This is a genomic window from Falsiroseomonas oryziterrae (genome assembly GCF_021864505.1).
GTDB lineage: Bacteria > Pseudomonadota > Alphaproteobacteria > Acetobacterales > Acetobacteraceae > Falsiroseomonas > Falsiroseomonas oryziterrae.
Window position 1 is genome coordinate 1 of record NZ_JAKJIB010000112.1, and the last position, 11032, is coordinate 11032.

The window sequence follows — 11032 nt, forward strand, 5'->3', positions numbered from 1 at the left end:
AGGCCCGCGGCCCCAGCGCGCCGGCGGCGCCCGGCGCCGACAGCAGAAGGACCGGCCGTCCGCCGTGGCGCAGCGCGAAGGCCGCCTCCGCGGCCGAGCGGACAAGGAGCGCCGGTGCAACGACCGCAGCCTCCGCCCGTTGACCGTCTGCGCCGCCCATGCAAAGCCTCATGACGGTCGGCGAAACGCACGGCAACCCCTTGTCGGGAGCCACGATTCGCCGGGGACAACCGGGCTGGGGACGGGCGTGTCGGGCGCAGGAAGCACGAACCGCGGCGAGGCCGGCGGAACCACCGACACCGCCCAGGCGCTCGCGCGGCTGGAGGCGGCGGTGGAACGGCTGGCGGCGGCCGCCGCCCGGCCACGGACGGCGGGCGGAGAGGGCGTGTCGCGCGCCCAGGTGCAGGCCATCGCCGATCGCCTCGACGAGACCATCGCGCGGCTGCGCGTGGCGCTCGGCGAGGACAGCTGAACACGGAGCATCGTTCGCATGGGCCAAGTGACCGTTCGCGTCGGAGGCTACTCGCACCCGGTCTCCTGCGAGGACGGGCAGGAGGCGCATCTCGTCGCGCTCGCCGCCGAGGTGGACAAGCGCGTCGGCTCCATCAAGGCGATGGGCGGCCAGTTCCCGGAGAACCGGCTGCTGCTGCTGGCCTCGCTGCTGCTGGCGGACGAGGTGCACGACCTGAAGGTGGCGCTGTCCCAGGCGAAGAGCGGCGCGCCGGCCTCCACCCTGGCGGATGATCCGCGGCTGGCCGAGCGGATCGCGCGCATCGCCGACCGCATCGAGGGCATTGCCGCGAACCTCGACCGCGCCTAACTGATCCGGGCGAGGCTGCCCGGTGCGTGAGGCATCTCAACCCCCGGGGCCAATGAGCATCCTCCGGGAGCTGGCTCTGTCCGGATCGTGGTCCGGATACCCGGCGCCCACCTGCAACAGCAGGTCTCAGGAGGGTTGTCCCGCCCACGGCCACGGCGGCTTCGCGCTTTGCTCTTGCCTCAGGCGCCGGCGAATTTGTTGTGCCTCAGTCGCCGGCGCGCCCTCCGGGCGCTTGGCTTTTCGCGCCGCAGACACGGTGCGCCGGGCGACGCTGATGGTCGCGGCGCGGCGGCCGCGGTGCGGCCGCATCCTTCAGGGGCGCGTCTGACAATCGTGGGTCGGCCATAGATGGAAGCCTTCTGCCCCGTCCTGCTCGCCGAGCTGAAGGCCGAGGCGCGCAAGGTTGCGCTGGCGCGGCGGGAGGCGATGGATCCGGCGGTGGGGGCGGCGCTGACCGACATCGTGCTGGGCGAGATGCCGCCGCCCCCTGGCGCCGCCGTCGCCGGCTTCTGGCCGATGGGGCGCGAGATCGACATCCGGCCGCTCCTGCATGTGCTGCACGACCGCGGCCACGCCATCGGGCTGCCGGTCACGCCGAAGCGCGGGCTGCCGCTGGCGTTCCGCCGCTGGCGCCCCGGCGACGAACTGGCGCGCGGACCGATGGGCACGCGCCAGCCGGTGCCGGAGGCGGAGGCGCTGACGCCGGACTGGCTGCTCGTGCCGCTGCTCGCCTTCGACCGGGCGGGGCGGCGGCTCGGCTATGGCGGGGGCTATTACGACCGGACGCTCGCCGCGCTGCCCGGCGCGACCGCGGTCGGCGTCGGCTATGCGTGCCAGGAGCTTGACGCGGTGCCCGCCGGGCCCGAGGACGCGCGGCTGACCGCCATCGCCACCGAGGCGCGGCTCATTCGACCCGAAGGCTGACCGCTTTGCGCATCCTGTTCCTGGGCGACGTCGTCGGCCGCAGCGGCCGCGACGCCGTCACCGAGGCCCTGCCCGGGCTCCGGCGCGACCTCGCGCTCGACTGCGTGATCGTCAACGCGGAGAATGCGAGCCACGGCTTCGGCCTGGCGCCCGAGATGGCCCGCGCGCTCTTCGCGGCCGGGGCGGACGCGATCACCCTCGGCAACCACGCCTGGGACCGCAAGGAGATCATCCCCTACATCGAGGGCGAGCCGCGGCTGCTGCGGCCGCTGAACTACCCGCCCGGCACGCCGGGGCGGGGCGTCGCCGTGATCGAGACGCAGAAGGGCGCGCGCGTCCTGGTGCTGAACGCGATGGGGCGGCTGTTCATGGACGCGCTCGACGATCCGTTCCGCGGCGTGCAGGCGGCGCTGGCCGCGCATCGCATGGGGCAGGGCGGCACCGTCGCCGCGGCGGTGCTCGACTTCCACGCCGAGGCGAGCAGCGAGAAGCTGGCCATGGGCCACAGCTTCGACGGCAAGCTCTCGCTCGTCGTCGGCACCCACACCCACACGCCGAGCGCCGACCACCAGATCCTGCCGGGCGGCACCGCCTACATGACGGATGCCGGCATGTGCGGTGACTACGACAGCGTGATCGGGATGGAGAAGGGCGGCGCCAGCCTGCGCTTCTGGAAGAAGGTGCCGGGCGAGCGGCTCGCGCCGGCGGAAGGCCCGGCGACGATCTGCGGGTTGTTGGTTGAGACCGACGACGCGACCGGCCTCGCGACGCGCGTGGCGCCGCTGCGCATGGGCGGGCGGCTCAGCCAGGCGATGCCGGCCTGAGCATGCCCGACGCGGTGCTGTTCGACTGCGACGGGACGCTGGTGGACAGCGAGACGCTGTCTGCCGAGGTGTTCTGCGAGCTGCTCGGCGGCCTGGGTCATGCGGCGGAGCCGGCCGAGATCCTGCTCGCCTTCCGTGGCCGGCAGCTGGCGAAGTGCCTGGCCGATCTCGAAAGCCGCTTCGGCGCGCTGCCTTCCGATTTCGGCGATCTCTTCCGCGCCCGCACGGCGGAGGTCTATCGCGCGCGGCTGTGCGAGATGGCAGGTGCCGCCGAACTGCTGCGCGCGATGTCGCACCCGGTCTGCGTCGCGTCCAATGCGCCGCGGGCGAAGATCGAGCTCTGCCTGGAAGCGGCGGGCCTCGCCCGCTTCTTCCACGGGCGGATCTTCAGCGCCTACGAGGTCGGCGCCTGGAAACCCGATCCCGGCCTTTTCCTGCATGCCGCGGAAGCGATGGGCGCGGCGCCCGCGCGCTGCCTGGTGGTCGAGGACAGCGAGCCCGGCGTTGCGGCTGCGCTCGCGGCCGGCATGCGCGTCGTCGCGCTGCTGCACGAGGAGGCGCCCGGCTGGGTTCCCGCCGGCGTGCCGACGATCCGCGCGCTGCCGGAGCTTCGCGCGCTGCTCTGACCGGGCGTGCCGCGTCAGGCCATCGCGCGGTCGGCGGCACCGGGCAGGAAGGCGTCGGTGTAGAGCTCCTCCGGCGTCGGCTGGCGCGGGAAGCGCTGCACGCGGGCGAGGATCTCGAGCGACTGCGACATGCGCGCGCGGTCCACGGCGGAGAGCCCGTTGCGGCGCACGTGGTCGGTCATGATCATCTCGGCCACGACCAGGCGCGCGCGCTCCGTCTCCACGGCGAGATCGACCAGCGGCTCGGCCTCCTTCACCGCCATCGTCGCCGCGGCGGGATCGGCGACCATCAGCCGCACCCCGCGCGTGATGGCGCGCACCGTGCCGCGCACGATGTCCGGGTTCGCCTCCGCGAAGCGGCGCGTCGTCATCAGACAGTTGGAGTAGAGCGGGACGCCGAAGTCGCGGTAGCGCATCACCACCTGCCGCTCCCGCGGCATGCCGAGCGCCTGCAGGCTGAGCACGGCGGAGGAGACGAAGCCGGTGATGGCGTCCACCTGGCCGCGGACGAGCATCGGCTCGCGCAGCTCGGGCGAGACGTTGGTCCAGCGCACGCTGCCGGCGTTGAAGCTGGCGAAGTCGGCGAAGACCGGGAACATCTGCCGCCCCGCATCGCCCTCGGGCGCCGCGAGGTGCCGGCCTTCCAGGTCGCGCGGCGTGCGGATCGGCCCGTCGGCGCGCGAGACGGCGACGAGCGGCAGGCCGTCGAAGACCATCAGCACGCAGACCATGCCGGCCTGCGGGTTCTCCGCCGCGAAGCGCGCCATGGCGGAGAAGTCGCCGAAGCCGATCTCGGCGGTGCCGGCGCCGAGATCCACCGGCACGCGGCCGGAGCCGAAGCCGCGCGTGATGCGCGCTTCGATCCCTTCCTCGCGGAAGAAGCCGGCGCGCTGCGCGGCGAGCGCGAAGGCCGAGGAGCCCGAGAGCGTCCAGTCGAGGGTGAAGCGCAGGCTGCGCGGCTGCGCGCGCAGCGTGGCGGGGGCGGCGAGGGTGGCGAGGCCTGCGGTGAGCGCGGCGCGGCGGGGGATCATCGGGCCTTCGGTCATCGCGCCTACTCCGCTGCGTGCGCGAGGGGCGTGCCGCCGAAGCGCTCGACGATCTCGCGCAGCTTCTTGCGCGCCATGTTGTTCGCCTTGTCGCAGGGCATGCCGGCCTCCGGCTTCTCCCACGGCATGATCGGGACGTCGGGGCGCGTGCTCTCCAGGATCCGCTTGTCCTCGAGCGTGACCTTGCGGTCATGCGCAATGGCCGCCGCGGCGGGCACCTGCTCCTCGGTGTCGTTCCTGATGCAGAACTGGGTGAAGATCAGCTTGCGGTCGGCGATCGGCGTGCCCGCGGTGAAGATGATGTGCTCCACGCCGTTCGGGAACTTGATGTGCAGCTTGCGCGTGCAGGGCGCCCACCAGGTGGCGGTGCGGTCGCGCACCGTCTTGTCCTGTTTGATGCCGGTATAGTCCTGCCCGACCTTGCGGTTGGCGACCGGAACGATGGCCTTCGAGACGATGCCGAACTCCGTCTCCTCCACGTCCTCGGCCGGCGGGACGGGGTTGGTGATGTCGCCCTGGGTGTCGCGATGGACGAAGGCGACATGGGCGAGATCGAAGAAATTGTCGGCGAGGCGGAACAGCGACATGTCCCAGACCTCGTGGAAGCAGTCGATGAAGCGGAAGCCCGGGGCGCCGAATTCCGGCAGGTGCGGGATGTCCATCACGGGGTCTTCCACCGCGACCCAGACATAGTCGTAGCGGATGGCGACGTGATAGCGCTTCACGAAGGCCCGCGCCGCGATCTCCGGCGTGAGCCCCGGGCGTTGCGGGATGGAGGTGCAGTGCCCGTCCGCGCCGAATTCCCAGCCATGGTAGGGGCATTGGATCGAGTTGCCCCTGATCTCGCCGAGCGAGAGCTTCGCCGCCCGGTGGCAGCATTCGTCCTTCAGCGCGGAGACGGTGCCGTCGGCCGCCTTCCACAGCACCATGTCCTCGCCGAACAGCGAGAAGGGCTGCGGCCCCTCCTCGAGCTTCGACGCCGGCATCGCGACATACCAGAAGCGGCGGAAGGCGGGTGAGTCGCCGACGAGCATCCGAGCCGTTCCCTGCGCTGGGCTCATCGGGCGCAGCAAGGGACGTGCCAGCCTGCCTCGCTGCCGTGGCGGTGCGCCGCCGGACGAGGCTGCCGTGCTTCGCGGCAGGCGGTGCCGGCTTCGGCGTCAGGCCGCGCGGCGCGTGCGCGCTTCCTCCGCGATCAGCGCGCGGGTCTGCTCGGCCCGCATCGGCCGGCCGAGCAGCCAGCCCTGGCCGTGCTCGCAGCCGAGGGCGCGCAGCTGGCGCGCCTGCGTCTCCGTCTCGATCCCCTCGGCGAGGACGGAGACGCCGAGGCTGCGGCCGAGCGCGAGGATGGCGGCCACCACCGCCGCGACCCGTGGATCGGCCTCCATGTCGCGGACGAAGCCGCGATCGGTCTTGATCACATCGACGGGCAGGTGGCGCAGATAGGCGAGGCTCGACCAGCCGGTGCCGAAATCGTCGAGCGCGATGCGCACCCCGAGCGCCTGCAGCTCCGCCAGGGTGTCCGCGGCCATCTGGCTCTCGTCGATCAGCGCGCTTTCGGTGACCTCGAGTTCGAGGCGGGAGGCGGGAAGCCCTGCCAGGCGCAGGGCCTCGCGCACCTGTGTGACGAGGCCCTCGCCGCGCAGCTGCACCGCCGAGAGGTTCACGGCGACGGTCAGGTCGCCGGGCCAGGAGGCGGCCTCGCGCGCCGCCTCCCGCAGCACCCAGGCGCCGAGCGGGATGATGAGGCCTGTCGCCTCCGCGAGCGGGATGAACTCGCCGGGCGGGATCAGCCCGCGCGTCGGATGGGGCCAGCGCAGCAGCGCCTCGAACCCGGTCAGCGCGCCGTCCGACAGGCGGCGCTGGGGTTGCCAGTGGATCTCGAACCGGCCTTCCGCGACGGCTTCGCGCAGGTCGCGTTCGAGCTGGCGCCGATCGCGCAGCAGCGCGTTCTGCTCCGGCGCGAAGCATTGGATGGCGGGTTGCGGCGCGGCGCGGGCGAGGGCGAGCGCATCCTCGGCGCGCGCCAGAAGGGTGCCAGCGTCCTGCCCGTCGGGCGGCGCAACGGCAAGGCCGATATCCGCGTGCAGGAACGGCGTGACGCCATCGAGCGGCAGCGGCTCGGCGATCGCGGCGGCGAGGCGCTCGGCGAGCCTCGGCACCGCGCCGGGGTCCTGGACGGAGGTCTGCGCCACGGCGAAGCGGTCGCCGGCGAGGCGTGCCACCAGATCCTCGAGCCGGACGGCGTTGCGGAGCCGCGTCGCGACGAGCCGGAGCGCGAGGTCGCCGGCCAGCTGGCCATGCACCTCGTTCACCTCGCGGAAGTGGCGCAGGTCGAGCACCAGCACGCCCACCTGCCAGCCCTGCCGCCGCGCGAGCGAGAGCATCTCCGCCAGGCGCGCGCGGAAGCAGGCATGGCCGGGCAGGCCGGTCAGCGGGTCGCGCTGGGCGCGCCCAGCCTCGTCCCGCATGGCGATCCTTCGCGACAGGCCGAGCGCGAGGAGCCCGGCCAGGCCCGCGGCGAGGAGCATGGCCGCCGCCGGCTCGGCATGGCTCGGGGCAGCCGTCCCGGGGGCATGTTCCAGCGCGATCAGCCCGAAGGCCCCGCCGGCGAGCAGCAGCGCGACGGCGCCCGCCAGCATCGGCAGGGCACGACTTGGCGTCACGGAGCGCACGGGGCCGGCCATGTGGCGCAACTTGCTTCCGTGAAGGTGAACGGGGGGTTCACGGGCCGGCGCGCGGTGTCCGCCGCATCGGCGATTTGCTGGCCCCGGGGTCGGGCCGGTATAGGGGCGCCCGAATCCCAGATATCGCCCGCCGGTCAACCGCGCGGGCCGCGACGAGACGGAGCTTGGCCATGGCCGGCCATTCGCATGCGAAGAACGTGATGCACCGCAAGGCGGTGCAGGGCGCCAAGCGCGCCCGCGCCTACGGCAAGCTGATCCGCGAGGTGACGGTCGCCGCCAAGTCCGGACTGCCCGACCCGGCGCACAACCCGCGCCTGCGCGCCGCGGTCAAGGCGGCGCTGACCGCCAACATGACCCGCGACACCATCGAGCGCGCCATCAAGCGGGTCGCCCAGGGCGCCGCGGGCGAGAACTACGAGGAGGTCCGCTACGAGGGCTACGGGCCGCACGGCATCGCGGTGATCGTCGAGGCGCTGACCGACAACCGCAACCGCACGGGCGGCGACCTGCGCTCCATCTTCGCCAAGAACGGCGGCGCGCTGGGGGAGACCAACTCGGTCGCCTTCCAGTTCGAGCGCAAGGGCGTGCTGCGCTACCCGCTCGCCGCCGCCACCGCCGACGCCATGCTGGAAGCGGCGATCGAGGCCGGCGCCGAGGATGTCGAGAGCACCGAGGACGGCCACGAGGTCTCGACCTCGGTCGAGGATTTCGCGGCCGTGCGCGATGCGCTGGAGGCGAGGTTCGGGACGGCGGAAGCGGCGCGCCTCGAATGGTGGCCGAGCACGAACCTGACGCTCGACGAGGCGCGCGCGCAGGAGGTGATGAAGCTGCTCGACGCGCTCGACGACCATGACGACGTCCAGCAGGTCTATGCAAACCTCGAGGCCGAGGAGAGCGAGATGGAGAAGCTGACCGCCTGACGGGCGCCGGCCTCAGGCGAGGCCGGGCGGCATCTTCGTCCATTCGTAGCCGCGCGCGCCGAGTTCGAAGGCGTAGTCGAACAGCGCGCGCATATAGGCCTGGTCGAAGGGCGTGGTGAATTCCTGCGCGAAGTCGGGCCGGATGAAGGCGAGGTTGTAGTCCACCCCGTCGCGCTGGGTGACGAAGTAGATCCGCAGCGTGTCCTGGTAGCCGGCGGACGAGATCATGGTGGAGACCGCCCGGCCGGCGATGCTGACGGTGCGCCGCTCCACCGCGCTCCATTCGGCGTCCAGCCTGCCGTTGCGGATGATGAAGGCGCGGGCCGGCGATACGCGCCGACCGCGCGCGATCGCCTCGCGCCGCGCCTGCGTGACCGCCGAGGGGTAGAGGAAGGCCTGGACGAAGGCGCCGCCATCCACGTGCATCTCCTGGTGCGGCCGCCCGTCCACCGCCACGTCGAACATCACCGGCGGGAAGGCGCCGGGGATGGCGGCGGAGGCGAGCAGCACCCGGCGGATCGTCTCGAGCGCGCGCGGATGGCCGCTGTCGGCGATCGCGCCGAGGTTCCAGATCACCGGCGTCTGCGCGTCGATGTCGGCGCTCGCGGCCAGCAGCAGCCGCCCCTCCCGGTAGCCGCGCGCGATGGCGGCGATCATCCTCTCGTCGAGGTAGCCGGAGATCGTCTCGAACAGCGGCGAATTGTCCGCCAATGCGTCGTCGAACAGCGCGGCGGTGAACCAGCGGCGGATCAGCACGCGTTCGGGCGAGATGTCGGTGTAGACGCGCTTCAGGTCGGCGTCCCACTCCGGCCCGAGGAAGGCGAAGGGTGCCGTGAGAGCGCCGGTCGAGACGCCGGTGACGAGGTCGAAGGTCGGCCGGTCGCCGTGCTGCGTCCAGCCGTTCAGCAGCCCGGCGCCGAAGGCGCCGTTCTCGCCGCCGCCCGAGATCGCGAGCAGGTCGAGCCTGGGCAGCAGCGCGCCGGACGCAAGGCCGAGATGCCGCCGCTGGCGTTCGGCGGCGGCGGCGAATTCGTGCTCGAGGGCGGTGATCTGGTCCGGATGCGCGATGCGGAAGCGCTCGTTCGGCAGTCCGAGGACGGTGGCGCGAGAGCCATCGGCGCGGGGGACGGCGGCGAGGCGCTGCGGCAGGGCGCAGCCGGGCAGTGCGCCGAGGCCGAGGGCGGCGCCGAGGCGCAGCGCCTGCCTCCGGGTCTGGCGGGCGGAGTCGGACGGTGCGCGCATGATGCAGGGTAGATGCCGTGTCCGCCCTCTCGCGTCCAGCGCGGATCGCCCGGGGGAACGTTCCGCCGCGAGGCCTGCCCGACCCGCCGCCGAACCGGCTATGCAGGGCCGATGGCGCCCGCCCCGATTCGCATCCTCGGCCTCGATCCCGGCCTCCAGCACACCGGCTGGGGGCTGGTGGAGCATGACGGCTTCCGGCTGCGCTTCCTGGCCGACGGCGTCGTCTCGACCTCGCCGTCCGAGGAGCTCGCGCGGCGCCTCCTGGTGCTGCACCAGGGTCTCGCCGAGGTGATCGCCGCCTGGACGCCGGACGAGGCGGCGGTGGAGCACACCTATGTGGCGCGCAACCCCGAAAGCGCGCTGAAGCTCGGCCAGGCGCGCGGCGTGGTGCTGCTGGCGCCGGCGCTGGCGGGCCTGCCGGTGCGCGAATACGGGGCGATGGAGGTGAAGCGCGCCGTGGTCGGCACGGGGCATGCGGCGAAGGAACAGGTCCAGGCGATGGTGCGGCAGCTGCTGCCCGGCGTGACCTTCAAGCGGGCGGATGCGGCGGACGCGCTCGCGATCGCGATCTGCCATGCGCATCACCGCGCGACGCGCAACGCCTATTCCGCCGCCATGCTGAGGGCGGCGCGATGATCGGGGCGCTGCGCGGCGTCGTGGAGAGCGTGCACGAGGGCGGCTGCGTGCTCGACGTGAACGGGGTGGGCTACCTCGTCGCCTGCTCGCGCAAGACGCTCGACCGGCTGACGGCGAAGGAGGGCGCGCAGAAGCTGCTCGTGGAGACGCGCGTCAGCCAGGATGCGATCACCCTCTACGGCTTCGCCGATGCGGTCGAGCGCGAGGCGTTCCGGGCTCTGATCGAGGTGAAGACGGTCGGGCCGCAGAAGGCGCTGCTGGTGCTGTCGGGCCTGACGCCCGCGCAGCTGGCCGCGGCGATCGCGGCGAAGGAGCGCAAGAAACTCTCCGAGGTGAAGGGGCTTGGCGCCGCGACCGCGAACCGCATCGTGGACGAGCCGGCGATGCAGAAATGGGCCGTCGGGCGCGCGACGCCGGAGGCCGACGGGGCAGGGGGCATCGCCGTCGCCGCGCCGGTGGCCGAGGGCGGCGAGGCGGACGCGGTGTCCGCGCTGGTCAATCTCGGCATGAAGCGGCCTGAGGCGAGTGCCGCCGTCGCGCGCGCCGCGAAGCGTGTCGGCCGTGACGCTGCGCTCGAGGCGCTGATCACCGAGGCGCTGAAGGAGATGGCGCCGCGATGAGTGACGAGCGCATCACCGGCGCGGCGCGGCAGGAGGAGGACGCGGCCGAGGGCAGCCTGCGGCCGCAGACGCTCAAGGACTTCATCGGCCAGAAGGCGCTGCGCGAGAACCTCGAGGTCTTTGTCGCCGCCGCCCGCGCACGCGGCGAGGCGATGGACCATGTGCTGCTCTACGGTCCGCCCGGGTTGGGCAAGACGACGCTCGCGCAGATCGTCGCGCGCGAATTGGGTGTCGGCTTCCGTGCGACGTCGGGGCCGATCCTGCAACGCGCGGGCGACCTTGCGGCGATCCTGACCAATCTGCAGCCGCGCGACGTGCTCTTCGTCGACGAGATCCACCGGCTGCAGCCGGCGATCGAGGAGACGCTCTATCCGGCGATGGAGGATTTCCGCCTCGACCTCATCATCGGGGAGGGGCCGGCGGCGCGGACGGTGCGGATCGACCTGCCGCCCTTCACGCTGGTGGGGGCGACGACGCGGGCAGGGCTGCTCAGCCAGCCGCTGCGCGACCGCTTCGGCATCCCGCTGCGGCTGCAATTCTACGACGTTGACGAATTGTTGCGGATCGTGCGGCGCGGCGCGGAGAAGCTCGGCTTCGCGCTGGCCGAGGACGGCGCGATGGAGATCGCGCGCCGCTCGCGCGGCACGCCGCGCGTCGCGGGACGCCTGCTGCGGCGGGTGCGCGACT

13 protein-coding genes and 1 other RNA gene are annotated in these 11032 nt (G+C 72.8%); 10 read left to right on the forward strand and 4 right to left on the reverse strand.

Going from position 1 to position 11032, the window contains the following annotated elements; translation table 11 throughout:
• Positions 1-247 precede the first annotated feature (247 nt).
• The 6 genes from L2I40_RS11135 (at position 248) to L2I40_RS11160 (ending at position 3194) form a co-directional block, all read left to right on the forward strand.
• Positions 248-472, forward strand: a complete 225-nt coding sequence (locus tag L2I40_RS11135; protein WP_237215029.1) for a hypothetical protein — start codon at positions 248-250, stop codon at positions 470-472.
• 18 nt (positions 473-490) lie between these two features.
• Positions 491-820 (forward strand): cell division protein ZapA, encoded by a 330-nt coding sequence (locus tag L2I40_RS11140; protein WP_237215030.1) that lies wholly within the window; start codon positions 491-493, stop codon positions 818-820.
• A gap of 9 nt (positions 821-829) precedes the next feature.
• Positions 830-986, forward strand: a non-coding RNA gene (gene ssrS, locus L2I40_RS11145) — 6S RNA.
• 182 nt (positions 987-1168) lie between these two features.
• Positions 1169-1744: a 5-formyltetrahydrofolate cyclo-ligase gene (locus L2I40_RS11150; RefSeq protein ID WP_237215031.1), complete on the forward strand. Its 576-nt coding sequence runs from the start codon at positions 1169-1171 to the stop codon at positions 1742-1744.
• Between the two features lie 5 nt (positions 1745-1749).
• Positions 1750-2568, forward strand: coding sequence for a TIGR00282 family metallophosphoesterase (locus L2I40_RS11155; RefSeq protein WP_237215032.1), 819 nt, complete (start codon positions 1750-1752; stop codon positions 2566-2568).
• A gap of 2 nt (positions 2569-2570) precedes the next feature.
• Complete coding sequence (locus L2I40_RS11160) at positions 2571-3194, forward strand: HAD family hydrolase (protein ID WP_237215033.1); 624 nt, start codon at positions 2571-2573, stop codon at positions 3192-3194.
• Positions 3195-3208: 14 nt separating this feature from the next.
• On the opposite strand, the gene L2I40_RS11165 is transcribed toward L2I40_RS11160, so the two are convergent.
• From L2I40_RS11165 to L2I40_RS11175, 3 genes are all read right to left on the reverse strand, one after another.
• The gene (locus L2I40_RS11165; RefSeq protein WP_237215034.1) at positions 3209-4240 is read right to left on the reverse strand and encodes an ABC transporter substrate-binding protein; all 1032 of its coding nucleotides are present in this window, start codon (positions 4238-4240) and stop codon (positions 3209-3211) included.
• 5 nt (positions 4241-4245) lie between these two features.
• On the reverse strand, positions 4246-5274 hold the full coding sequence (locus L2I40_RS11170; protein ID WP_237215035.1) for an aromatic ring-hydroxylating oxygenase subunit alpha: 1029 nt from the start codon (positions 5272-5274) through the stop codon (positions 4246-4248).
• Between the two features lie 126 nt (positions 5275-5400).
• On the reverse strand, positions 5401-6927 hold the full coding sequence (locus L2I40_RS11175) for a putative bifunctional diguanylate cyclase/phosphodiesterase (RefSeq protein ID WP_237215036.1): 1527 nt from the start codon (positions 6925-6927) through the stop codon (positions 5401-5403).
• A 170-nt stretch (positions 6928-7097) separates the two neighbouring features.
• Between L2I40_RS11175 and L2I40_RS11180 the strand changes: the two genes are divergently transcribed.
• Complete coding sequence (locus tag L2I40_RS11180) at positions 7098-7847, forward strand: YebC/PmpR family DNA-binding transcriptional regulator (RefSeq protein ID WP_237215037.1); 750 nt, start codon at positions 7098-7100, stop codon at positions 7845-7847.
• Between the two features lie 12 nt (positions 7848-7859).
• Here the strand turns inward: L2I40_RS11180 and L2I40_RS11185 are convergent, their stop codons facing one another.
• A complete protein-coding gene (locus L2I40_RS11185) occupies positions 7860-9089 on the reverse strand; it encodes a patatin-like phospholipase family protein (protein WP_237215038.1) in 1230 nt (409 codons plus the stop codon).
• A gap of 111 nt (positions 9090-9200) precedes the next feature.
• On the opposite strand from L2I40_RS11185, the gene ruvC reads away from it, so the two are divergent.
• The 3 genes from ruvC to ruvB form a co-directional block, all read left to right on the forward strand.
• Positions 9201-9725, forward strand: coding sequence for a crossover junction endodeoxyribonuclease RuvC (gene ruvC, locus L2I40_RS11190; RefSeq protein WP_237215039.1), 525 nt, complete (start codon positions 9201-9203; stop codon positions 9723-9725).
• Positions 9722-10345: a Holliday junction branch migration protein RuvA gene (gene ruvA, locus L2I40_RS11195; RefSeq protein WP_237215040.1), complete on the forward strand. Its 624-nt coding sequence runs from the start codon at positions 9722-9724 to the stop codon at positions 10343-10345. The genes ruvC and ruvA overlap by 4 nt, the downstream gene beginning before the upstream one ends.
• A partial coding sequence (gene ruvB / locus L2I40_RS11200; protein ID WP_237215041.1) for a Holliday junction branch migration DNA helicase RuvB occupies positions 10342-11032 on the forward strand: 691 nt, incomplete at its 3' end. The genes ruvA and ruvB, both read left to right, overlap by 4 nt.

Excerpts from the sequence above, each read along its gene's own strand:
- L2I40_RS11140 (WP_237215030.1), top strand. The coding sequence starts at position 491 with ATGGGCCAAGTGACCGTTCGCGTCGGAGGCTACTCGCACCCGGTCTCC.
- L2I40_RS11150 (WP_237215031.1), top strand. The coding sequence starts at position 1,169 with ATGGAAGCCTTCTGCCCCGTCCTGCTCGCCGAGCTGAAGGCCGAGGCG.
- L2I40_RS11160 (WP_237215033.1), top strand. The coding sequence starts at position 2,571 with ATGCCCGACGCGGTGCTGTTCGACTGCGACGGGACGCTGGTGGACAGC.
- L2I40_RS11165 (WP_237215034.1), bottom strand. The coding sequence starts at position 4,240 with ATGACCGAAGGCCCGATGATCCCCCGCCGCGCCGCGCTCACCGCAGGC.
- L2I40_RS11170 (WP_237215035.1), bottom strand. The coding sequence starts at position 5,274 with ATGCTCGTCGGCGACTCACCCGCCTTCCGCCGCTTCTGGTATGTCGCG.
- L2I40_RS11175 (WP_237215036.1), bottom strand. The coding sequence starts at position 6,927 with ATGGCCGGCCCCGTGCGCTCCGTGACGCCAAGTCGTGCCCTGCCGATG.
- L2I40_RS11180 (WP_237215037.1), top strand. The coding sequence starts at position 7,098 with ATGGCCGGCCATTCGCATGCGAAGAACGTGATGCACCGCAAGGCGGTG.
- L2I40_RS11185 (WP_237215038.1), bottom strand. The coding sequence starts at position 9,089 with ATGCGCGCACCGTCCGACTCCGCCCGCCAGACCCGGAGGCAGGCGCTG.
- ruvC (WP_237215039.1), top strand. The coding sequence starts at position 9,201 with ATGGCGCCCGCCCCGATTCGCATCCTCGGCCTCGATCCCGGCCTCCAG.
- ruvA (WP_237215040.1), top strand. The coding sequence starts at position 9,722 with ATGATCGGGGCGCTGCGCGGCGTCGTGGAGAGCGTGCACGAGGGCGGC.